Annotated in this window: 17 protein-coding genes, 1 tRNA gene and 1 pseudogene; 8 read left to right on the forward strand and 11 right to left on the reverse strand. The window is 48.7% G+C overall.

Going from position 1 to position 23,182, the window contains the following annotated elements; translation table 11 throughout:
- Window positions 1–25: 25 nt before the first annotated feature.
- Window positions 26–1,000 carry a CHAP domain-containing protein gene (locus tag D2E26_RS04960; RefSeq protein ID WP_125963594.1) on the reverse strand — a complete coding sequence of 325 codons (975 nt, stop codon included), beginning with the start codon at window positions 998–1,000 and terminating at the stop codon, window positions 26–28.
- 916 nt (window positions 1,001–1,916) lie between these two features.
- Between D2E26_RS04960 and serC the strand changes: the two genes are divergently transcribed.
- Window positions 1,917–3,056: a phosphoserine transaminase gene (gene serC, locus D2E26_RS04965; RefSeq protein ID WP_206432072.1), complete on the forward strand. Its 1,140-nt coding sequence runs from the start codon at window positions 1,917–1,919 to the stop codon at window positions 3,054–3,056.
- A gap of 278 nt (window positions 3,057–3,334) precedes the next feature.
- Here serC and D2E26_RS04970 read toward each other — a convergent pair whose 3' ends face one another.
- Window positions 3,335–4,819 (reverse strand): type I phosphomannose isomerase catalytic subunit, encoded by a 1,485-nt coding sequence (locus D2E26_RS04970; protein WP_125963596.1) that lies wholly within the window; start codon window positions 4,817–4,819, stop codon window positions 3,335–3,337.
- 284 nt (window positions 4,820–5,103) lie between these two features.
- On the opposite strand from D2E26_RS04970, the gene D2E26_RS04975 reads away from it, so the two are divergent.
- Window positions 5,104–5,367 (forward strand): DUF2530 domain-containing protein, encoded by a 264-nt coding sequence (locus D2E26_RS04975; protein ID WP_164515879.1) that lies wholly within the window; start codon window positions 5,104–5,106, stop codon window positions 5,365–5,367.
- 105 nt (window positions 5,368–5,472) lie between these two features.
- On the opposite strand, the gene D2E26_RS04980 is transcribed toward D2E26_RS04975, so the two are convergent.
- Window positions 5,473–6,651 carry a sensor histidine kinase gene (locus D2E26_RS04980; protein ID WP_241218883.1) on the reverse strand — a complete coding sequence of 393 codons (1,179 nt, stop codon included), beginning with the start codon at window positions 6,649–6,651 and terminating at the stop codon, window positions 5,473–5,475.
- A 542-nt stretch (window positions 6,652–7,193) separates the two neighbouring features.
- Here D2E26_RS04980 and phoU point away from each other — a divergent pair.
- Complete coding sequence (gene phoU / locus D2E26_RS04985) at window positions 7,194–7,874, forward strand: phosphate signaling complex protein PhoU (RefSeq protein ID WP_125963598.1); 681 nt, start codon at window positions 7,194–7,196, stop codon at window positions 7,872–7,874.
- A gap of 203 nt (window positions 7,875–8,077) precedes the next feature.
- Here phoU and D2E26_RS04990 read toward each other — a convergent pair whose 3' ends face one another.
- The 5 genes from D2E26_RS04990 to lysS form a co-directional block, all read right to left on the reverse strand.
- Entirely contained in the window at window positions 8,078–9,082 is a 1,005-nt protein-coding gene (locus D2E26_RS04990; protein WP_125963599.1) for a zinc-binding dehydrogenase, read from the reverse strand.
- A gap of 273 nt (window positions 9,083–9,355) precedes the next feature.
- A complete protein-coding gene (locus D2E26_RS04995; protein WP_125963600.1) occupies window positions 9,356–10,099 on the reverse strand; it encodes a phosphoglyceromutase in 744 nt (247 codons plus the stop codon).
- A 200-nt stretch (window positions 10,100–10,299) separates the two neighbouring features.
- Window positions 10,300–11,259, reverse strand: coding sequence for a 1,4-dihydroxy-2-naphthoate octaprenyltransferase (gene menA, locus D2E26_RS05000; protein WP_125963601.1), 960 nt, complete (start codon window positions 11,257–11,259; stop codon window positions 10,300–10,302).
- A 288-nt stretch (window positions 11,260–11,547) separates the two neighbouring features.
- Window positions 11,548–12,870, reverse strand: a complete 1,323-nt coding sequence (locus D2E26_RS05005; protein ID WP_125963602.1) for a hypothetical protein — start codon at window positions 12,868–12,870, stop codon at window positions 11,548–11,550.
- Window positions 12,871–13,315: 445 nt separating this feature from the next.
- Window positions 13,316–14,980 carry a lysine--tRNA ligase gene (gene lysS / locus D2E26_RS05010; protein WP_125963920.1) on the reverse strand — a complete coding sequence of 555 codons (1,665 nt, stop codon included), beginning with the start codon at window positions 14,978–14,980 and terminating at the stop codon, window positions 13,316–13,318.
- Between the two features lie 201 nt (window positions 14,981–15,181).
- Between lysS and D2E26_RS05015 the strand changes: the two genes are divergently transcribed.
- Window positions 15,182–15,255 (forward strand) — tRNA-Pro (locus D2E26_RS05015).
- A 401-nt stretch (window positions 15,256–15,656) separates the two neighbouring features.
- Here D2E26_RS05015 and D2E26_RS05020 read toward each other — a convergent pair.
- From D2E26_RS05020 to D2E26_RS05030, 3 genes are all read right to left on the reverse strand, one after another.
- Window positions 15,657–16,559, reverse strand: a complete 903-nt coding sequence (locus tag D2E26_RS05020) for an ABC transporter permease (RefSeq protein ID WP_420897210.1) — start codon at window positions 16,557–16,559, stop codon at window positions 15,657–15,659.
- 8 nt (window positions 16,560–16,567) lie between these two features.
- On the reverse strand, window positions 16,568–17,311 hold the full coding sequence (locus tag D2E26_RS05025; RefSeq protein WP_125963604.1) for an ABC transporter ATP-binding protein: 744 nt from the start codon (window positions 17,309–17,311) through the stop codon (window positions 16,568–16,570).
- A gap of 123 nt (window positions 17,312–17,434) precedes the next feature.
- Window positions 17,435–17,761 carry a hypothetical protein gene (locus D2E26_RS05030; protein WP_125963605.1) on the reverse strand — a complete coding sequence of 109 codons (327 nt, stop codon included), beginning with the start codon at window positions 17,759–17,761 and terminating at the stop codon, window positions 17,435–17,437.
- A 304-nt stretch (window positions 17,762–18,065) separates the two neighbouring features.
- Between D2E26_RS05030 and D2E26_RS05035 the strand changes: the two are divergent.
- From D2E26_RS05035 to D2E26_RS05050, 4 genes and pseudogenes are all read left to right on the forward strand, one after another.
- A pseudogene (locus D2E26_RS05035) lies at window positions 18,066–18,278 on the forward strand (response regulator transcription factor); the annotation flags it as partial.
- A 135-nt stretch (window positions 18,279–18,413) separates the two neighbouring features.
- Window positions 18,414–20,366, forward strand: a complete 1,953-nt coding sequence (locus tag D2E26_RS05040; protein WP_241218884.1) for a DUF4037 domain-containing protein — start codon at window positions 18,414–18,416, stop codon at window positions 20,364–20,366.
- A gap of 70 nt (window positions 20,367–20,436) precedes the next feature.
- Entirely contained in the window at window positions 20,437–21,051 is a 615-nt protein-coding gene (locus D2E26_RS05045) for a DUF4125 family protein (RefSeq protein ID WP_125963607.1), read from the forward strand.
- Window positions 21,052–21,452: 401 nt separating this feature from the next.
- Complete coding sequence (locus tag D2E26_RS05050) at window positions 21,453–23,159, forward strand: acyl-CoA thioester hydrolase/BAAT C-terminal domain-containing protein (RefSeq protein WP_125963608.1); 1,707 nt, start codon at window positions 21,453–21,455, stop codon at window positions 23,157–23,159.
- Window positions 23,160–23,182: the final 23 nt, after the last annotated feature.

The following is a 23,182-nucleotide window of genomic DNA, read 5'->3' on the forward strand; positions in this document are numbered from 1 at the left end:
GCTCTGCTGGAAGGGGTGGTAAAAATCAGTAGTGAATGTAAGAGAATTGTTTAGCTTCGTCAGCTGAGAATGAACGGTCCGAAATAACACCAAGACCCTTCACATTGGATTCGGAAATCTTAATCGAGCCATCTGGATGGACTTCCTCGACAACTGCGACGTGACCGTAAACGCTTGAAGCACCGGCCTGACCTGGGCCGAACACCACAACATCGCCCACAGCACGTGGAGCGTGATCAACCCAGTAGCCCAGACCTGCTGCAGAAGCCGACCAGCTACGTGCATCACCGAATGCAGTACCAGTTGGCAAACCAAGCTGAGCACGGCGGGTGTAAGCCCACCAAGTGCACTGGCCATAAGGATACGAGCTGCTTGCGTAGTCACCAGACTCGTGGTTTGGATTGAATCCTGCCGGGGCAACCTTGCTGTCGCCATGCTCCATACGCATAGCAACAACTGGGTTATTGATTGTCGACTTAGAAAGATTATCCAGATCGGTCACTTCGTTGGAGGAGCCTAAGTTCCAATCAGAATGGTTGGAATCTGCCTCATCTGCGGAAGCAATACCGCTCTCGAGGGACTCACGTGTCTGAGAACGAGATGCTGCTTCAGAGCTCACGCGAGTGATGGTAGTGGTCGTTGCTTCACCGTCTGCAAGAGCAAAATGATCTGCATTATTTGCTCGAGACAGTGCGAGTGCAGTGGCTGCAGTACCAACCAGTGCGGCAAGTGCTGCAGAAGAAAGCATTGTATTACGACGCTGCTCGGCCTTAGCCTGCATACGCAGCGTACGACGCGTCATAGGCGCGACTTCATTGAGTTTTGCAGCAAGAGCAGGCTCCACTTCTGGCAACACTGCCACTGCGGACTGTGCATTGCGCGAATTGGACTTAGCTACCTTCGCCATCTTGTGGACGGCTTTAGCAGAGTGTGCTCCATGCGATCGAGACCGGCTAATAGCGGCAGAACCACGATGGGTTTTGCTGGCTGCATGCCTCATATAGAACTACTACTCCTCAAACGACTACAGGGACGGTGAGCACCCACGAAAAAGTTTCGTTAAAAAGCCGTTTGGAGCTCCATAGAAACTCTTTCTGCTTATGAAAATCAGCAACATGCGGATGATCACGAGTGATCACAATACTCGGATGGATAGAAGAGCCCAACTTTTATAAAACGTTTTCACAGATGAATTACACATTGAACATGAAATATTCACAAGCGCTCAGGCACTCAAACTACAGAGATTCGCGTAATTCCAGTCACACTTCGCTAACAGAGGAATATATCTGTCTCAAAACCAATTTTCAACGGCGTGTCAATTCTCATTTGCATTAATCCCCGCCGCACATAAGCGAAATAGCCTAAACACCCCCGTTAATCACCCCTTCAACCACCCCTAAGTTCGCCGCTTCTCCCCTCACACACATAAGCCAGTTACAGCTACCCACACATAAGTCAGTTGCTGCATCTCACGCACCTAAGCCAGTTACAACGCTCACACACATAAACTAGAAACCTATATCCCAATCAGCCCCCAGTTCCACTCTGGAGACACAACATCAGTTACTCCGCAACAATCACGCGAAACAAGTGTTTATAGGCAGAGCACCATCGGCGACAAGACAACTCCAAACAAACATATTGTCTGTTTTATTGAAACATTGACAGTTACAACGAAATGGAAAACTCAAACACATTGGAGCTATTGGAGCCGTTCTCAAGGGAATAGCGCTACACGACAGAGTTATATAGACAACTGCACCTTATATATACAGCGATCATGTAGCTCACAATCAACTCTTCACATCATCAGTGCCGCATTTCTTTCGACGCTTACCGCACTCCTTTTGAAAAATATGCTCATTTCTGATCAACTCTAGGCATGCACATAAGGAATTGATTATGGTGAGATCATGTCTAACATTCAGATTCCGCAATCTATGCTCCCTGAAGATGGTCGATTCGGATCAGGTCCAACCAAAATACGCCCCGCGCAGATGCAGGCTCTTAACGACGCATTCCCACATCTACTGGGAACTTCGCACCGTCAAACACCTGTGAAACAACTCGTTGCATCACTGCGCTCTGGTTTATCTGAGTTCTTTTCATTACCAGACGGCTATGAAGTAGTGCTCGGCAACGGTGGTGCTTCTGCGTTCTGGGAGATTATTTGTGCCAATCTCGTCACACGCAAAGCAGCATGTGGCGTATATGGTTCATTCACGAAAAAGCTTGCGCAATCTATTCAGACTGCTCCATTCCTTGAGGATCCGGTTATATATGCTTGCGACCCAGGTAATTACAAGCTCCCTGAATATACGGAACATGTTGACTGCTACTGCTGGGCACATAACGAAACGTCCACCGGCGTTGCTGCACCAGTCGAGCGAGTTCCTGGCAGTACCGAACAAAATGCATTAACGCTTATCGATGCAACAAGCGGCGCAGGCGCATTACCCGTTGATATTGCACAAACTGATGCCTATTACTTCTCTCCACAGAAGGCCTTTGGCGCAGAGGGCGGCCTTTGGGTTGCCATTCTTTCCCCTGCAGCTATTGATCGTGCAGAGCACATTCAGCAGGGAGTCGGATTGGCTGGATCCACGCGATGGATCCCACCGTTCTTATCGCTAACTTCTGCGATAGAAAACTCTCGCAAGAATCAGACGCTGAATACACCTGCTCTAGCAACTCTTGTCTTAATGGAGAATCAAGTCCGTTACCTTAACGAACAAGGTGGTCTGCAATGGGCAACTGCACGCTGCCAACGAAGTGCCTCAATTATTTATGACTGGGCTGAGCAGAGTGATTATGCTTCACCGTTTGTAACGGATCCAAAGGCTCGTTCGCAGGCTGTTGTGACAGTAGATCTTGATGCATCAGTTTCTGATCAAGCCGTTTTGGCTGCACTCCGCGATAACGGCATTGTTGACGTCAATAGCTATCGCAAGCTTGGACGCAATCAGCTGCGCATCGGCGTCTTCCCATCAGTAGAACCTGACGACGTACGAGCCCTTACCAAGTGCATTGATTACGTAGTCGAGCGACTCTAGCTCTAGAACGAACACATATAGGCTATGGATTCCAATGAATTCATAGCCTTTTTTATTGCTCTATTCTTCTATGTTTACCTATTCGATCCGTATTTCACTACCGCAAAATAGTTCTCTTCTTTAACCCTCTTATTTCTCATTCCCGCACATAAAGCAGGTACTAATTCACTAGCTACCAAGGCGTTGTTAGCCAATTCTCATCCCACACATAAAACATTTATCTTATGTGCAGGCCAATCTAAGTACAGTCCGCCTAGCTCATACCAGCTATTTTTCGCTCAGAACGGCGTAGAGGCTGCAACAAATGAGCCAGTAGAGTCAGCACTGCTGTCAGTTACTGGATCTACTGAAAGCCAACCGTCACTAGCAGGAACGAAAACAGCTTCTCCCTGATGCAAAACACGAGTATCTCGCTCAGTCACACACTTAACAGCTCCCTGAGTGCACATAACAATGCGAGGTCCTAAGTGCGGTAGCGTTGGATGTCCGCTAACCTGCCGAACAATTGCGTCATAACGCTTAGCCATTGCATCCAAAACTGGCCATGGCGTATGCTGCGCATCTACTCGACCATAAACAAGCATGAACTCATTTACGTGCGGTCGGTACACCACCATGTCACGAGTCAAAAAACGTCCTACGCGAGTATCCGAAGGATCAATGGGCATTGACGGTTTGCAGTTCAAGCACTTCAGTAAATGCTCAATATCTTTATGCTTTACTGTTAATCCCGCACGTAGCACATTATCGGAGTTCGTCATAATCTCCGCACCCATGCCATGAATATAAGCATGAGGAGTTCCAGTTGGGATGAACACACTGTCACCCTCGTCAAGCAGCACAGGATTCATCATGAGTAGTGCTAGTGCGCTAGCATCCCCGGGGAATGCGGTTGCAGCACGTATTGCATATTCAAATGCCAGAATCTGTTTCGTTGCCGTCGCTTTGCCGAGACCAGCTTGAAGCGCATCAAGAAGTAATTGTGCATCAACTGGACCAGCAGTAATTGCCGCATGGAAAGCACGGAAGATTCGTTTCATGCCAAGATGCCACACTGATGAAGCAACTGGCATCATTACATCAGCAGATTGGAAGTTATCAAATGCAGCTTGCGCCCCAAAATTCGTCGATTCTGATTGATCCAGATCGTGCGATTCACCATCTACCAGGCCAGTCTGCATTATCTGCTTAGAATCAGCAGAAACCTCGCCTTCATTAGTCGACTGTAGTGCTGCTAACATCCGTAATGCCACTGGATGGTTTACTAGTGCCAGGTTTTTCATAGCAACGTTTCGCGTGGAAAATCCAACAGAAGCCATGAATGGTTCGAGCGCTACAACCATCTCATTTTTTGCATTCGTATCTTTAAAAGAACGAGTCGGATCATCCAATGCAATTCCCCGTGCATTTTCCTCATTAAAACCAGCACGAGCTTCAAAATCGATGGGATGTACCTGAAGAGAAAGCGGCTCACGAGCACAAATTATTTTGAATAAATATGGTAAAACTGGGCCGAATTCATCAGAAGATTTATGGCCGACCATATCTAATGGATCGTGCACAATCGCCGTAGGAACGCTTACCAGCGTTGATTCTCCTTTTGGCGACGGCATCTCGAGCATAGATGCCGATCCAGTATGACCACTGAACCACATCTCAGCAAGAGGACCTTCACTTTCTTGCGGAGGAAGGTCAAATAAATGCTGAAGACGATCGTGTGAGCCCCATGCATAATGCTTAGGAACGGGATGAATCGTATACATACTGAGTCATCTCCTTCCTTGATCCTCTACAGAGTGATGTCCTCAATTCACTGCTACAGAATGAATTCGCGCAGTTCAAGACTCACGATCTACATCAGCCTACCCGACTTTTCTGCTGATATTCTGTATTTCGCTTACGTGCGTGAAAATATATTGCGTTACTTCCTCATACAACACAGTTGTCTTATTCGCATTAAAGCCACACATAAGCAAGAAGCATTTCTATGCCCACATATAACGCAATTAGCTTACGTGCGGGAGGGCCATCGACTATGGTTAATGACATGAAATTCGCACCATTATATGATCCAAGCGTTCGAAAGCCAGGTCCTAAGCCATTTCAGGTGGATCTTCATAAGGTTTTCGCAGTTGGTCTGGTGCTGTGGGTTATCGCGCTGATTGTTGTGTTGGTCATGATGTACATGGGCTATAAAAACATGCACTCAGCTTTAGTTATCACCATTTCAGGCGTAGTGATCGGTATCTGCCTGCTAATTTGGGAATTCTTCGATCGATGGGATTACCGCCGTTTGGGTGCAGATTCGTGAGTAGTTCAGTTCGTTAATTCACGGCATTTTTCGAGGGCTTTAAGCCCTCTTTTTTATTTCTCGATTACTTCACTAGCTCCACCAGCCGCACATAACGGCACTATCTCATACAAGAGGAAGCAGCAACGTGAAAGTACTTCCCTGACCTGGACGACTCCATACACCAACGCTTCCATGATGTGTAAGCGCAACATGCTTGACGATGGCAAGACCAAGACCAACACCATCATCATTACGATCATGTTGTTCTGGCCCACGATAGAATCGTTCGAAAATACGATCCTGATCCTGCAGAGGAATACCGTAACCTCGATCAATAACTCGCAATTGAGCATCGTGGCCCGATCCTGCTCGTGAAACAATCACATTAACCATGGAGCCCTTAAACGAGTATTCCATTGCGTTCTCAACAAGCTTGGTAACTGCAGACCGCAATTGGCCAGCATCACCGTGAACAAGCACATCTGTTTCACCTGTAACCTTGACTGTTACATCAAGACTATGCGACATATTCTGCAAAGCATCAACAGCCTGAACAGCCGTATCAAACAGATTGATGATATTCTCACTCGATGGCTGCACAGGTTCCTGCGCCTTAATCAGCAGCAGAAGATCAGAGACCATATGGTCTACACGATTACTTGAAATACGGACTCGTCGTGCATCCTCCGCTAATTGATCAGGACTCGTCTCACCACGTTCCAGAGAATCAGCCAGCTTTCGCAGATCCGCACCAGGCTTAAGCAGCTGCTCACTCACATTAACAATGAAGTCGTCACGAACCTGATCAAAGCGAATTCGTTCACTAACATCATCAATAAGCACCACAACAAAATGTTCATCAATACTGCCAACACGAACTTTCAGCCAGTTCGGCCTACTCACCTCTTTATCAACAGCTTCTTGTGTCAGAGCATTTTTGTCACTCGTACTTTGCTTCTTTGCTGCGCTCACAGCGCTAGCATTCGAGTCACTCTTTTCCGCTACATGTGGCAACAAGCTTGCCGTATAAGTAGTGACATCAAGTGACATCATGCCGCCAGTTTCACGGACATGTTTCACAGCATCTGCGATCTGTGGCTCAACGATAACGTCATTAGCCACCACACCTAACTGATATGCCTCAGGATTAGATCGAATAACCTCGTTGTCTTCATCAACAACAATTGCCGCAGCGGGTAATAAAGCTAATAATGAAGCAACACTTGCATCAACATCATCGCCATATTCTTCGTCATCACGAGAATCGTCTGCATGGCGTAGCTTCCGGAACCAACGGCTCACTGCACCCGACGAGATGGTGCTATCCCATAAACGCGCAAATAATGGGGAAAGAAAACTGAAAAGGATCACGCACAGCCCGAGTACTGCAGCAATGCCAAGCAATATAAACGCCACAAATATGACTGTTGATCCATTCAGATGTTGCATAGCCATATTCTTACACATATCACAGCATTCCGCTCTTTTTCGCCGATTTCAATACTTCACATCACTCATAATTCTTCCCGCACATAAGCTAATTACCTTACGTGCGGGGCAGAAATAGACGTTCCTCTACCCTTCTATCACGCACATAAGCTACTTGTCTTATGTGTGGGGAAGCAGGAATAAATAAAACTCACTAACTCCACCGCACATAAGCGAGAAAAACTCGCTGAACATGAACAAGCGTCGAACTTCTGTAGAATTCGATGTGAATGCGCACTAACTGGCATGTCTTCCTCTAAACTGTGGTGTGGAGCGACCAGTATTCTGCAAGAAGCATGGAAGTTAAAGCTTTGTCGTTCTAGGAAACGTAGACGACATGAAGGAGGAGGCCGCCGATGCGCGTGCTGTTCAACGAAGAGCTCAAGGCTGTGGCTGATGATCTGGATCACTTGGCACGAAATGTTCGTGACGCTATTCATTGCGCAGGTGTTGCACTGACAAAGCAGGACCTGGATGCAGCCCAGCATGTTATTGATATGGATGTTGAAACTGACCAAATTGCAACTTCTGTTGTTGATCAGTGTGTGAAGTTACTTGCTCGTCAGAGCCCTGTGGCTACGGATTTGCGTGTTATTGTTGCTACGCTGCGCCTGTCGGTGACGTTCGAGCGTATGGGCGATTTGGCTCGTCATATTGCTGAAGCAGCTCGCCGCACGTACCCACAGTCCCCAATTCCTGCAAGTGCTCAGGATTTGTTCGTGCAGATGCAGGACTTCCTTGACGTTACGGCTGATCGTCTCGTTACGATGCTTGCTGACCGTGATACCGAAGTTGCTGAGCAGATCATTCGCGACGATGACAAACTCGATCAGATTCATAAGAAGACGTTCGAACTTGCCGTTGACGACAAGTGGAATGTTACGCACCAGCAGCTCGTCGATGTTGTGCTGATTGGTCGTTTTATGGAACGTCTCGGTGATCATGCTGTTTCTGCATCCCGCCGCGTCGTATACATTGTTTCGGGCTTCGATCCAACGAAGGAGCCAACGCCAGACGAGGGCACTGATATCGACTGATCTATCAGCTCAGCAGAAATTTAGTTCAAGCATCCGCCGCTATATCTAGATTTCTGAACTGATATAAGTCTCAACTACTTATATAAAAACGTCACGTAACCAATACAGTTACGTGACGTTTTTATGCTTGATTTCTCAGATAATTAGATGCCTCAATATGGAACATTCAACTCACTCAACTGAGTAAGTTTGATAGCTCATAATTACTGAAGACGCTCAGTGTGATCGAAGCTGACAACGAGCTTGCCGAAGTTCTCGTGGTTCTTAATCTGACGAAGGCCATCCACAAGCTTTTCGAATGGCAACACGGTACCGAGCAATGGATCAATTTCATTCTCGGATGCCAGCTTCAGCACCTCTGCGTTCATACGGCCGAGATCACGCTTCTGTTCAGGATTACCGGACTCGTGTGCGCCGCCAAGGTTAACAACATCCAACGAGAAGCCGTTGTTAAACATACGATCTGCATCGATTGGTGGAACATCCACAATCGTGACCAGCTGACCGTTGTATGCCAACATGTCAAAGTCCTTCTCAGCCATTGCGCCGCTCACAGGGTCCACAATGAGGTCCACGCCGTGACCATCCGTGAACTCATCGATTTCCTTAGCAACGTCCTGCGTCTTGTAATCGATGATGTGGTCAGCGCTCGTGTAGCCAACGAAAGGAACCTTCTCAGTCGAGCACGTCGTTGCGACGACAAGACCGTGGAGCTTAGCGAACTGAATTGCCAGCGAGCCAACAGCACCAGAACCGGCCTGGACCAGCACCGTATGCACATTATTCAGATTTGGCTTGCGCTCGATAGCCTGGTATGCGGTCAAAGCGCCACACAGCAGAGCTGCAGCATCTTCATACGTCACGTTTTCTGGGATTTCAGCCAGCTCGTAGGTTGGAACAGCTACGTATTCAGCGAAGCAGCCATCCTTCACCAAGTTCAGATGGCCCGAGACCCTCATGCCAATCTTAAAGTCGGTCACGTCCTCGCCCACGGCTTCAATTTCGCCGGCCATGTCCAAACCTAGTACATGTGGGTACGTCCACTTCTCAACGCCACCCTCAACAAGCTTGTAATCAACTGGGTTCAGGCCAGCTGCGTGCACCTTAACGAGCACTTCGTCCTTAGCCGGGACTGGCTTTGGCATATCCTTCAGAACGACTTGGTCTAAGCTACGTGCTTCTTCATTTTCGACGACATACGCCTTCATGATGACCTTCTTTCTGTCTTATCAAGCTCTTTAACTTCTGCCAAGCAACCATAGCCGTCAGTACTCCCGAGTTCTGTTGTTCGCGTATCCGCTATATTTCGGGAATAAATTCGGATTTACCCCCATAAAAGCTATGGGTGTTTTCGCACATAAGCCAACTGCAGTATGTGCGGATGCCACATAACATTCCGTCTACTACTGTGTTCAGCCTGATCAGCAAAACAAAAAGACCCGCCATAAAGACGGGTCTTTTCTATAAAACTATTCAGTCAATCACTTGGACTGGCCCTGTGCAGCCACAGCTGCAGCACCAGCAGCAGCGGCCTCTGGATCGAGGTACTCGCCGCCCTTCTTGATTGGCTTCATGTTCTCGTCGAGCTCGTAGACCAGCGGCATTGCCGTAGGAATGTTCACCTTAGCAATCTCATCCTCGGTCAGCTCGTCCAGCATCTTCACGATTGCGCGCAGCGAGTTGCCGTGAGCAGCAATCATGACGGTCTTGCCGGACTTGAGCTCAGGAACGATCTCAGCATCCCAGTATGGCGTCACGCGAGCGACGACATCAGCCAGGCACTCAGCTTCTGGCACTGGATCGCCAGCGTAACGAGGATCGTTGTTCTGAGCGTACTCGTCGTTTGGATCGATCTCTGGAGGTGGGGTGCCGTAGGAACGACGCCACAGCATGAACTTCTCGTCACCGTACTCTTCACGGATCTCGGACTTGTTCTTGCCCTGCAGAGCGCCGTAGTGACGCTCGTTCAGACGCCAATCGCGCTTGACAGGGATCCACAGGCGATCTGCCTCATCAAGAGCAATGTTTGCCGTGTTGATCGAACGACGCAGCAGCGAAGTGAAAACGATGTCTGGAAGGACATTCTTTTCCTTGAGCAGGCGGCCGCCGTTCTTGGCTTCCTCAACGCCCTGTTCAGTCAGTGGGACGTCAACCCAGCCAGTGAACTGGTTTGTCTTGTTCCATGCGCTCTGACCATGTCGGAGCAGAATCAATTTATAGGTCATGACTCCACAGTCTAACGTTACGGCCGCACAAACCCGTAACATTTCCGCAAAATTTACTTGAAAACGTCACGTTTCCGTGTACTGAGGCTCCTCACTCCCCTCTTTAGAGGGTTTCCTCACTTCATTTCAAAGCTTTGTACTTCTTTTTATTACTCTTTTCCCGCACATAAGACATATACCTATATAAAGGAAGTACGAGGCTATACAAGCACAATCGCCAGCAATGCATACGTTGCAGCAAAAACAAGCGATAGTGAGGAACATATGGCCATTGCAACGCCGTACCGTTCATTTGCAACCTGATGCGCTACATTCGCAGCAAATAAAACCGCGCAGATAGTGCCAATACAAGCAATGATGGCGCATAGTAATTCGCCAGAAACTCCATTAAATGAACGAGCTGCACCAATCCATAGCACAACAAGAAGCGCTACAAAGATGATCAGTAACGTGCAAAACAAAACTGTTCCACGCTGCGGACCAAGACGCACCATCCATGTTCGTTTACCACACTGAGCATCATTCTTTACATCACGGAGATTGTTGATGCTCAAAACTGCCATAGATAAGAGTCCCATCTCTAGGCTGCCAAGAAGTCCTAAAGATGTTAGATTGCCACAAATTGCATACTGCGTTCCAAGCACGGCAACAGGTCCAAAGAAGAGAAAAGCCGAAATCTCACCCATGCCGTGATATCCATAAGGATGACTTCCTCCCACATAGAACCACGCCGCAACAATAGAAACTGCACCAAGAATAAGCAGCGGCCACCGCCCTGTTAGTATCACCGTGATGATTCCACAGATGCACGCGAGTACCACCATGCCTTGTGCCGCGTGAAGGACCTGACGCGGTGCTACACCTTGTGCCACGAGTCTTCGAGGAGCATTGGCATCACGATGGTCATCAGTGCCACGGATGCCATCAGAATAATCATTCATAAAATTAGCTGCGATCTGCAGAAAAACAGCAACGCCTAGGCATAACAGGAGTGGGCAAATAAACTCACGCCAAGAAGAGAACTCACGTAAGCTCATTCCACTGAACATGACTTGCGTACAAATCCAGTTTGTGGCTGCAGCTGTCCCAGTCACCACAGCAGCCACAGAAAGTGGCAGTGTGCGCAAACGTGCCCCTTGAATGAAGTCAGTGAGTGTCATTGAAAATACCAAGCCTTATATTGCAAATGCTTAATTGCTGATCACGATTACCAATCGCGTATCTCTACTCCACTTAAAAATACTCTCACCGCACATAAGTCAGAAATCAGCATCTCACGCTCTTCTCTCACGCACGTAAGGCAATTGATTTATGTGCGGCTTCTAACACTATGCAAACTAAAGTTCATTCGATTTGAGTTATGTGCGGTGGCATCTAGGACGTAACAACAAAAAAGATGCAGCAAGACTAATGTCTCGCTGCACCTAGGAATGCAAACTAATTACGTATTAGTTCTGCTGAGATGGAGCCTGTGGATCCTCCTGTACTAGGTTCGTCTGGGCTGGAGCAGCTGCTGCTGGAGCCTCCTGTGCAACGTTCTGGTTTACAGGCATCTGAACCGTAGGCTGTTCAGACTGTGCCACTGGAGCTGCAGACACTGGAGCCTGAGCTGGTTGAGCTGGCTGACTTGGCTGACCTGCCTGAGATGCCTGAGTAGATGCTGGCATCTGACCCTGAGCAGTCTGCTGCTGTGCATCGGATGCATTGTAGTAATCGCTAACCGAGGCAGCGTATGCGTCGCTTGGTCCCTGAGCTGGAGCAGCTGCTGCATTTGGCACATTGTTGTAGTAGTTGCTCACCGACTGAGCATACTGGTCGCTCACAGCTGACTGCATAGCAGCAACCCTCTTGTTGTTGAGCTTCTTACCGTGCTGGTTGTAGAACATCACGATAGTTCCGACGAGCATCACAATCATGCCGATAATCAGAAGCCATGGAGCAGCACCAGTTTGTACCTTCATGTAGGCGTTCTGGCCAGTCATATCTGCCAAAGAAGAAGCATTCGAAACAACAAACACCATGAATACTGCCAAGTTGGCATTCAACACCAATGCGGCAAAGGCTTCCTTGCAAGCTGCGAGAATAACAATCTCAGCAAGCAACACCAGAACAACCCAAGAAACAGTCGTAGACATGCTCATCAGCGTTGCCCATCGTTCTTGTCCCATAAACGAGATGCCAACGTATGGAACAAAGACTCCAATCAGCGAAATGATCGCACCAACAATCGTGATCAACAGCGAAACATCGAATGCTTTATGACCGATCTTGACGGATCGAGAAGCCGAAGCAAGGAATCCTTGCGTCTGCAGAGTCGTCGGCTGATTCGTTGCCTGAGCAGATTGATTTGGCATTGAAGCATTCGTCTGGGCCGTCGCATTCTGCGCATTCTGCTGCTGTCCAGCTGCCTGTGCCTGCTGAACAGGAATCTGCTGTGCAGATGGATCCGAGGCTCCCTGATCTGCTACGTTCGCAGACTCTGGCAATGGCTGGCTTGCTTGTGCAGTCTCGTAAGGCGTTGTGCCATATTCGGCAATAGATGGTTCGTATCCAGGCAGGCCCTGATCCACACCAGGGAATTGCGTCTCGATTGGAGGCATCACTGGAGGACCTGGCTGAGCCATCAGCGGGCCTTCTGAAACATCATGCTGGTTCTGATTCTGCACATTCTGTGCTGGCTGAGCCGCTTGCTCATGCTGCATTGGCTGAGCCTGCTGTGCTGCCTGTGTTGGCTGAGCCATTCCATTCTTTTGCTCGGAGTTCTGCTCCATGGTTCCTCCTTGGGACTAACTCACGTTTTCTCCAAGCGGCTCGCAAATTTTTAGATCTGAACGTATCCGCTTGACTACTCACTAGTTGCCACTGTAGCCGCATACCAACGTTCTTTTCGGTATATCGGCTCACTCTTTACCCCAAGATTAAGGAGAGTTTGCTGAGTGTCTGCTGAAAATACGAACGATGTGAGAAAAATACCCCCTAAATTACATAAAACATCTATCTCACTTACGTGTGTAACAACAGGGTTTAATGTATCTCTCTTACGTGCATGACACAGGGTCTACTGCATCTCACTTATGCGCAGGGGTATGAAATTTATTGCATCCCACTTATGTGCGGAAGTAGCTGCGTAACAGCCTTGATATACGAAAAGCGGTGACTCCGAAGGTGGAATCACCGCTTCTTGCAAACTGAGAAATTAAAACTCAGCTAGAAAACTCAAGCAGCCAGAGGCTTAACGAGAGGGAACGTGATCGTCTCACGAATAGTGGCGCCGGTCAGAGCGATCAGCAGACGATCGATACCCATGCCCATGCCGCCTGCAGGTGGCATGCCCACGCCGAGTGCCTCAAGGAAGTCCTCATCGATATCGCAAGCTTCCTCATCGCCAGCCAGAGCATCCTTAGCCTGAGCAACGAAGCGCTCACGCTGAACGATTGGATCGTTGAGCTCGGAGTAACCGGTTGCCAGCTCGAAGCCACGCACGTACAGATCCCACTTCTCCACAACGCCTGGCTTGGAGCGGTGGCCCTTAACGAGTGGCGACGTCTCAACTGGGAAGTCACGCACGAACGTTGGCTCGTACAGCTTGTCCTCGTAGAAGTGCTCCCACAGGTGCTCAACAAGCTTGCCGCGGTTCTCGACCTCATCGCGCTCTACGCCAAGCTTGTCAGCCCAAGCGCCGAGCTTATCAATGCTCGTCTCTGGCGTTACTTCTTCGCCGAGTGCTTCAGACAGCGAGTCATACATGCTCATCTGCTTCCACTCGCCACCGAAGTCGTACTCCGTGCCGTCAAGCAGCGTGACCTTGAGCGAACCGAACACGTCCATAGCCGTCTTCTGGATGAGCTCCTTCGTCAGCTTTGCAATCGTGTCGTAGTTGCCGTAAGCCTCGTAAGCTTCAACCATCGTGAACTCAGGAGCGTGCGTTGCGTCAACGCCCTCGTTACGGAAGTCGCGGTTAATCTCGAACACGCGATCAATACCACCAACGAGGCAGCGCTTCAGGAAGAGTTCTGGAGCAATACGCAGGTACAGATCAAGGTCGAAAGCGTTCATGTGCGTCGTGAATGGACGAGCAGCTGCACCACCGTGAATCGTCTGCAGCATTGGCGTCTCAACCTCAAGGAAGCCGTGGTTCTCAAACGTGTGACGCAGCGAAGCAACAGCCTTCGAACGGTTACGCACCATGTTGCGGATACGCTCGTCAGCGATCATGCCGATGTATGGCTTACGCGTACGCGTATCTTCGTTGAGTTCCTTGTGCAGAGCTGGCAGTGGCTGCAGAGCCTTAGCAGCGATTGCCCACTCAGTTGCGAACACCGAAAGCTCACCGGTCTTCGAAGCAATAACGCGACCCTTGAGGAACAGGTGATCACCAAGGTCCACGAGCTGCTTGAAACGCTTCAGCGAATCAGCGCCAAGTTCCTTCTTCGAAAGCATGCCCTGAATCTTCGTGCCATCGCCTGCTGCGAGCTGCACGAAGCACAGGCCACCAGCGTTACGGATGAACAGCACGCGGCCTGCAATGCCGACAACGTCCTCGGTCTCCTGACCTGGCTCGAGCTTGCCGTCATACTTCTTGCGAACGTCTTCAATCGTGTCGGTCACGTCGAGCGTAACAGGGTAAGGGTTCTCACCATCCTTGAGCATCATGGCGCGCTTAGCGACGCGCATCTGCACCTGCTCAGGGTGAGCGTTTGGACCAAACTCCTTATTCGACGGGTCAATAGCCTCGTCGAGCGTTGCGCCAGCGTCGATACGCTCACGAATCGCCTTATCTTGCGAGAGCAGCAGTTCAGCACGCTCCACAGTTGTCATGGTTGGCGTCTGCTCGTTTTCTTCAGAGTTATTTTGTTCAGAAATTTCTTGCGTTTCAGTCATTGTCACATCAATCTCATTAATTTCTGGAGCTGCGGCAGAATCACTCACGCCACACATATGCTCACCATTCTCGGCCACGACTTAGTTTACCGCCGCGGCAGAACACTCACGCATATAGCACAACACACCACCCCACCAACACACCAAACCTTGCCAATCCACACTTAAGCGTAAAATGTCGACCGTTGTCCGTAGGACAATCGGGCTGTGGCGCAGCTTGGTAGCGCGCTTCGTTCGGGACGAAGAGGCCGCGAGTTCAAATCTCGCCAGCCCGACTTCTTAACCCCAGAGAGCAGGTTTCTCTGGGGTTTTCTTGTACCTATTTTCATAGCTTTTCATAGCCATTTAGCTATACCCGCACATAAGCGATTTGCATCTTCAACGTTGTGAACTTCGAAGTTGAACCACTTCCATCCACGCACATAAGCGAATTACCAGGCACAAGAATGGCTTACCAAAATAAACGACCTTTCTCCCCGCATATAAGCGAATTACTCTCTCTTCTTTGTGCGCTGCAGACGAACTTGCTGTAGAGCAAGAAAAAGCCGAATCGCGTTATGTGCGGTTCGGCTTTTCTCAGTATGTCAATCTCACAACATTTCGCTGCTCGAGTGGCTCAACTGTTCAGCGTGAGTATCTTAACGGAGCTTCGCAGTGAACAGCGGTGTAGCAATACTCACTTCTCTGCTTTATCAGCAGACTTTGTAGCAGAATCAGTACCGTGCTCAAGCAAGTGCTTCAAGCTATCCTTGCGGAACATAGATTTGAGCGTTTTCAGTGAAAGCGCTGGAGCTGGCGGTGGTACCAAATAACGGTCATACGACGTGAAGCAGCGCTTATATACCAGCGCCAAAATAATGGCATCCGCAACAAGCGTCAGTGCAGCAATACCCGTAAGCAATACAAACTGATATTTCGCTGCTTGGAATGGGCTCTCACCAGAAATAATCTGGCCTGCCATCATGCCTGGAATCATGACAATTCCTGATGTTTCAAGCTTTGCAATAGATGGCAGCAATCCAAGCTTGACCGAATTACGAATTGAAGGACGTGCAGCTTCCCACTTCGTCGCACCTAAAGCAAGCATCGTCTGTACATCATCAGCACGTTCTCGCATCGAATCAAAGAATCGGTTCAGTCCCAATGCCAAAGCTGAGACTGCATTACCTAGGAGCATGCCAGTAATTGGAATAATCAATTCCGGAGAAGCCCAGTTCTTTGGTCGAATAATAATTTCTACAACGACCGTAATCATGAGCAACATGGTGACGGCCAAAGACAGCAGAACGATACCAATCATGCCACTTGGCGCACCTTTGGCGCGGCCCATCGCAATCTGAGCAGCTGCAAGCACCATAACGCATAGCAATCCGACCGTTATCCACGCATTATTCCAACGAATGATATAGGTCAGCACAATGCCCATGACGAGCAGCTGAATCAGCGAGCGCACCGATCCCCATACCAGCGAGCGCGCGACGCCCAACTTCATTGCAACTGAAATACCCGCCGCAGCGCAGACCATAACCATGGCCAGCACGAGACCCCATACGTCAATGACGGTATATGTACTAGCAATACTGCCGCTCACGCTTCGCCTCCCTGCTCTGCATCTTCAGCGGAAATTACCTTGAGTTGACCATGCGCGAGCTCATACATGCGCGTAGCACGATGATCAGTTGCACGATGGCGAATTCGGATAATTCCCATACCTCGTTCTGCAGCTTCTTGCATGATCTGGCCTACAAGATCAGCATTCTCAGGATCCAAACCAGCATCTACCTCATCAGCAAGTAGGACCTTTGGCTCGGTTAATAAAGTACGTGCTAATGAGACTCGCGCAGCCTGACCACCTGAGAGTTCACGCGGCTTTCGGTCTAGATTGATATCCGAACAGCCGATGGAATCAAGCATGGCTCGAATTTTTGTATCCGGGAGTACTTCTTCTGCTGATTGTTCGCTTTCTCCCATGCGTACTTTGAACGTAAATGGCAAGCGGATTGCTTCAGCCACGCTTGATCCCATAAGTGTGGATGTTTGAGGCAAATACGATACCTGCTCTCGCCATTGCTGTGGTGTCATAGTCGATGAATCCACGCCGTTCACAGTAAACGTGCCACTGGTACGCACATTAAGACGTGCGAATGCAGTTAATAATGTTGATTTTCCAGAGCCTGAAGGACCTGTAAGATCAACGATTTCGCCTCGGTCAACGTAAAAATTAAGGTCTTCAAAAATCGTGCGAGATCCGTTCTCCGACGGAATCTGGCATGTTACCCCTGTTGCCTCAAATAAATGTGAGGCGGGAGTTTGCTGGGTTTGGGAAGTCATACCGACTACCCTAGCCCGCAACTCTCACCTCATTACAATGTTCAGCGTCTTACGAAAGTCCCGCACATAAGTGAGTTACATAAACCCAGCACTACGTCGAATACTAGATCTTGTGAACGGCCTCTACATAATAACGAGCAGAATCATGCAGATAGCGGCAACAATCACGCCGGCAACTAAGAAGATACGGTTGCGCTTGAGCTTATGAGCGCGAGCTTCCATTTCTCGACGTTCTTGTTCGAGTACCGACGGTGAAACCTTAATAGCAGAAGCATCAATATCCATAAGTGAGCGACGCGGTGAAGCTGGGTTCTTGGATGTTGCAGGCTGATGCTCATTTGCCTGTGGCTGTTGAGCCTGCATATTGTGCTGGGTTTGCGTCTTCCTTGACTGTGCATCGCTAGACGACTGCTTGTTCACTGGCGATTGCTGTGTTTGGTGCTCTTCCATGGTTTCGAGGTTACCACTCAGATATTTGTTTGATTTCTTCTTAAGCGCTACAGAATGGGATACTTCATCAGCGACGGTTACAGCGATAGTAGGTTCATGAGAAATATGACAAGTTTGCTAGAAACTGTAACCTTCCGAATCGCTACTATTTAAACGAAATGGAAGCTTTATCGCTCAGCAAGCAAAACCGAATACAAAACATATCCGTGTAACTACTGCGAATAATCACGAGGTGTTCTGCACTGAAGTAATTGCAGCACCGCATCCATTATTGTCCATTGGTAGTCGGGCTGGTGATGCTGATTCAGCAGATGATGATGAATTCAATCGACTGTCTACTCGAGAACAAGAAGTGATGCGACTCATCGCACGCGGGTACACCTATCGCGAAGTTGCAGCGGAATTATTCATCTCCGTAAAAACAGTAGAAACTCATATGAGTGCAGTACTTCGCAAGCTCCAGCTCTCAAATCGCACAGAACTTACACATTGGGCTACTGTCCGTCGCATTATTTGAGAAATACTTACCTCACGGCCTCCGAGTGCCTTATCGTCTCATTGTTTGAAACTATGAATGAGCAGTATCCGGCGTACATTTCATTCATAGAAGTGAACGTAAGTTTTCACGTAAAACTGGTATGAGGAGTCAAAGGTGACACAACAGTTTGATACTCATCAATTTATGACAACTCTCGATGCGTTGTTTGCTGAGCATGCCTCGCCAGAACGTATCGATGATTTTCTGCAGGAAGCTATGGTCACTGCGGAGAATGCCGGAGATAATGCGGGTTTATTAGCCGTATTGAATGAAACGATGGGCTTCTATCGTTCTCAGGAACGTCATGATGAGAATCAGTGGATTGTGCAGCGATCTCTTGAGCTCGCTATTCGCATGGGACTTACGGGAACGCCAACTTGGGTTACAACGCTGATTAATGCAGCAACTGCTATGCGAGCAGCTCAGCATTATGATCAGGCCGAAGATTTGTATGATCAGGCACTTGCCGCAGCTCAGAACATCTGTGATCCAAATGATCGCACGCTTGCTGCACTGCACAATAATCGTTCTATGTTGTTCATGGAAACCGATCGTCCAGAACAAGCACGCGATGAACTCGAACAGGCATTGCGTATTATGCAGCAGCAATCTCCTGATACACAGCGCGACCTCGACATCGCTTCTTCATTAACCAATCTGGCGCAAGTTTGGCAGGCTATTGCACATAAGCAGGCTGCCACATCTTCCCCGCACGTAAGCGAAATGGAAGTGCTGCAGTCATTGCACCAAGCACTTACTACAGCACAGCAAGCACTCGATGCCTTCCATGCTTGTAATCAAGATAATGATGGCCATGCGGCAGCTGCTTTAATCACCTATGGCAACGTCCTCGTGGAGCTTGGTCGTATTGATGAAGCACTCCCCTCGTTACGCCGCGCAATTGACGTGTTGGCCTTGAATTATGGTCCAGATTCCATTCGTACCAAGGATTTTGCAGAGTACGTACATTCTATTGAAGAGATGGCTAATCAAGTCCATGCCGAAGTTTCCTCTTCTTCCCCGCACATAAGCGAGTCTCAACAGCCAATGGCTCCTCGCCAAACAGGTATGGAACTGTCTCGAGAATTTTGGAATACAGCAGTACGCCCTATGTTGGAACAAGAATTCCCTGAACTGCTTCCTCGTATTGCTGCTGGTCTCGTGGGCCACGGGTCAGAATGCTTCGGATTCGATGACGAGATTTCGCAAGATCATGATTTCTTTCCGCGTGTCTGTATTTGGCTGACTCCTGAAGATTTCGTGCAATACGGCCAGACCCTGCAAAATGCTTACGAAACCACACAACTCGCTTATGTGCGGGAGCATGGCAATGAGCAGCAGCTTGGGCAACTGGCTTATGTGCAGGAGGAACAGAGTAAGGGCCGAACTGCTCGTGATGGTGTATTTAGCATTCCTCAATTCTTTGAGGGTTTAACAGGCCAGGCACAGGCTCCACGCTCTGATGAGCCGCACTTATGGCTCATGCTGGATGAGACAACACTGGCAACTGCAACCAATGGTCGTATTTTTGCAGATCCATTAGGTGCGTTTTCGAAAGCTCGCCAGGCCTTCTTGTTGATGCCTGATGATGTTCGTATCGCACTAATTTCACGACGTCTTGGCATGGCCTCACAAGGTGGTCAAGCCAATCTACCTCGCATGTTTGCACGTAACGATGCTTCAGCAGCCATGCTCTGCATCACTGAATTCGTGCATGCTATTACATCGCTTGTTTTCCTGATGAACGAACCAATTCGTGCTGGTTATTGCCCGTATTACAAGTGGCAGTTTGCTGCGCTTCGCAAGCTCAGTGCACGACCAGCCATGATGCTTGACGATGTGTGCGATCCTCTCGAGCACATTCTGCAGCTCAGTTCTGAAGCCTGCTTTAACCCCGACTCCCCCGCACGTAAGGAACTTACAGAAACTATCGAATTGATTTGTAATCGCGTTACGTGCGGATTGCAGGCGGCTGGGCTCACTTCGAGTGCACACACGTTCCTCGAGTGGCAACGCCCTTATGTCGAAGAACACATCAGTTCGTCTGATCCGTCACTCCATAAATAAAGCCATTTCAATAGTTTTTGTGATTTCTGTGGTTGGCAGAAATCAATAGAAAAAGAAAGAAGGAAGAACCATGCAACGCAGCGAAATGCAGCAAGCGATCGTGGATGCCGAATGGCAGATGTTCCAGCAAACGCAGGGACGAGACGGTCGCGCAGAGTGCCAGAACAACTACCCACAGTTCATACTCATGCGCATGAGTCAATTTATGACGTGGCCAGACAACCTTTTGGAGTCGTATCTCGTTGATCTCACACGAGCACGAGCAGTCGGACGCAATCTTATTACCGAAAAGTATGCGCGAATGATGATTACCACGGATCCAGAGATTTACGATCGGGAGATTAAGCAGGCATTGTCTGTTCTAGACAAGCAGCGAGTCACTATGCAAGAACAAATTATTTCTAAACAAATTCAATGGGCGCGAGAATTCCGCGCACAATATCCACACCTTGGCGCGGCTATGCGCGTACTCGAGACGCGAGAAGATAGCGACGCACAAACTTCTTTCGAAACTTATTTACGTGGCGAACTCAGCACGTACAGTGATAAAACTTTAAATCTTTATAATCAGCTCATTCTTACTTATGTGCAGAATGGCAAAAATCTTACCCAGCAAACGGTGCGCAATACTATAGAACTTGCTGGTTTCAAAGATCTCGCGAGCGCGGAAGCCGCCCAGGCCTAACCTGAGGTTGCGCAGCTCAACTAGATCGATTCCATATCTCACGCACATAAAGCAACTGTAAAACCTTCCCGCACATAAGCCAGTTCCAACGAATGCAAAAAGATTGATTCGTTATCTCTATATCTGGCTTATGTGCGGGATTATTTTGTGTAGGCCATAGATCTGAGCAGGCAGCAATGTGTAGAACGAGGTTAGACATAACTAGCCTTACACTCCCGCACATAAGCGATTTGTTCGCGCATCGCTAGATGTTGCAACCCCTCTCCTAAAATGCAATGTCCAGAGAAATTGGTCATATTTGTACGCTTATACGCATGCGTATTTTTCACATGATTTGAGAGAATCTGGAGGACGCATACGTTTGAAGCGCGCTTTTGCATTCTGGTAGAAGAGGTATTTGCGTGGGCACTTCGCAGAGCAAGCTCAAGCCTATTGCGTGGAGTCTCGGAGTAGCTATCGTGCTATTCGCTATCCTTGGTGCACTTTCGTATGTGATGGCACCTCGTTGGTCTGTCCACCGTCTTTCTGGACACATTACGGTTACGGATGCAGACACTGCAATTCAATCGAAACTCGGTGCTACTACGCAAGAAGGCACCTACGAAGTGCGTACTACGCCGCTCAAGCTCACGATTAGTGATGGCGTGCAAGTCAACGCAATCCTTCGAGAACCTATTAATGCTCCGCAAAACCATCCAGCAGTAGAGTTCGTGCATGGTGCCGGAACTGGTAAGGCTTCTGAAGTCTTTGGCGATATTGCTCACGCTATGGCTTCCTCTGGTATCACCACGCTGGTGCAAGATAAGCGCCTTGATAACTACACATTCCGCGACCGTAATTACGTTGCAATGGCCGATGACTATCTGGACGGCGTGAACTATCTACGTCATACGTCAGGTGTTAATCCTGCTCAGGTCGGTCTATATGCCGAATCAGAAGGCACTTGGATTTCTTCAGTTATGGCATCTAAGGATCCATCACTGGCCTTTGCTGTGCTGACATCAGCCCCTGTTGTGTCTCCTCGCCAACAAATGGCCATGGCCGCCACAGCATATCTGCATATTGCAGGCGCACCTAAGGGCGTTATTGGCATTGTTCCAAAGATTACGAGTATGAACTTTGGCATGCTCGATCTGAATTATGCTGATTTCGATGCTGAGCATTACTTGTCTGCATTCAAGATGCCATTGCTCGTCAATTACGGTACTAAAGATCCTGCAATGCCTGTGGAACAGGGCGCAGCCATGCTGATTCGTACCGGCCGCGAAAACGGCAACACTAACGTTACGGTTCGCTACTACCCTACGAATCACCAAATGCGCATGGGCTCTATGCAAGCTAAGCCGGATTTGCCACTTGAGCCGAATTACACACATAACCTAGAAGACTGGGTGCATGCAGTAGCGAATGGCACGAAAACTGATGATTGGCAGACTCCACTTGTTGCTGGTGATAAGCCATTCCAAGAATGGGCTGCGCCAAGCACAATTACGCCAGGTCTGATCACCTCAATTAACGTGATCATCATTCTGAGTGCTCTCGAGGTATTGCTCTGTGTACTTTCCCTCGTGTTCTGGATTGTTGGCGACATTATTAATGTGTATCGCACCCGCCGCATTCGCCGTTACGAGCAACTTGTTGCATCAGGTACGTTCCACACAGCATCTTCATCAAGTGATGCGCAGCATGCATCGATTCCAAGTGCACGGCATCGTATGCATATTCCGTCGCTAAAACGCCCATTACCTGTGTCAAAGAGCACCAAGGTACTCGTTTCATCGACGATGCTGCTCTCAATTGCGTTAACTGCTGGCTTCATTGCTTATTTTGTGTTCGCACTGAAAACCGCACTGAACCTTCAGGATCAAGCTGACGAGATGCACTTCTGGTGGCACATTCTGCAAATCGGCACCGCACTTAGCGTACTTGTGTTCTCATTTATGTTGATTCGCATCGTGGGACGCAAAACAACGCTGCGTCTGCCAAATCATCCAAAACGTCATGCTATCCGCCTGCTTCGTGAATATTGGCTCACCATTGGTTCCGTCATTCTGTGCGCACTCATTATGCTGTTCCTCGCAGCATTCTTCGGCCTATTTGTTATTTGATGTAATAAGCCGATTTCACTAAG

Origin of the sequence: Bifidobacterium dolichotidis, assembly GCF_003951975.1 — a bacterium.
GTDB lineage: Bacteria > Actinomycetota > Actinomycetes > Actinomycetales > Bifidobacteriaceae > Bifidobacterium > Bifidobacterium dolichotidis.

Bases quoted from the DNA above. Each gene is read 5' to 3' on its own strand.
- D2E26_RS04970 (WP_125963596.1), bottom strand. From the start codon at position 4,819: ATGTATACGATTCATCCCGTTCCTAAGCATTATGCATGGGGCTCACAC.
- menA (WP_125963601.1), bottom strand. From the start codon at position 11,259: ATGACACTCACTGACTTCATTCAAGGGGCACGTTTGCGCACACTGCCA.
- lysS (WP_125963920.1), bottom strand. From the start codon at position 14,980: ATGACTGAAACGCAAGAAATTTCTGAACAAAATAACTCTGAAGAAAAC.
- D2E26_RS04960 (WP_125963594.1), bottom strand. From the start codon at position 1,000: ATGAGGCATGCAGCCAGCAAAACCCATCGTGGTTCTGCCGCTATTAGC.
- D2E26_RS05025 (WP_125963604.1), bottom strand. From the start codon at position 17,311: ATGACTTCCCAAACCCAGCAAACTCCCGCCTCACATTTATTTGAGGCA.
- D2E26_RS04975 (WP_164515879.1), top strand. From the start codon at position 5,104: ATGAAATTCGCACCATTATATGATCCAAGCGTTCGAAAGCCAGGTCCT.
- D2E26_RS04990 (WP_125963599.1), bottom strand. From the start codon at position 9,082: ATGAAGGCGTATGTCGTCGAAAATGAAGAAGCACGTAGCTTAGACCAA.
- phoU (WP_125963598.1), top strand. From the start codon at position 7,194: ATGCGCGTGCTGTTCAACGAAGAGCTCAAGGCTGTGGCTGATGATCTG.
- D2E26_RS05005 (WP_125963602.1), bottom strand. From the start codon at position 12,870: ATGGAGCAGAACTCCGAGCAAAAGAATGGAATGGCTCAGCCAACACAG.
- D2E26_RS05030 (WP_125963605.1), bottom strand. From the start codon at position 17,761: ATGGAAGAGCACCAAACACAGCAATCGCCAGTGAACAAGCAGTCGTCT.
- D2E26_RS05045 (WP_125963607.1), top strand. From the start codon at position 20,437: ATGCAACGCAGCGAAATGCAGCAAGCGATCGTGGATGCCGAATGGCAG.
- serC (WP_206432072.1), top strand. From the start codon at position 1,917: ATGTCTAACATTCAGATTCCGCAATCTATGCTCCCTGAAGATGGTCGA.
- D2E26_RS04995 (WP_125963600.1), bottom strand. From the start codon at position 10,099: ATGACCTATAAATTGATTCTGCTCCGACATGGTCAGAGCGCATGGAAC.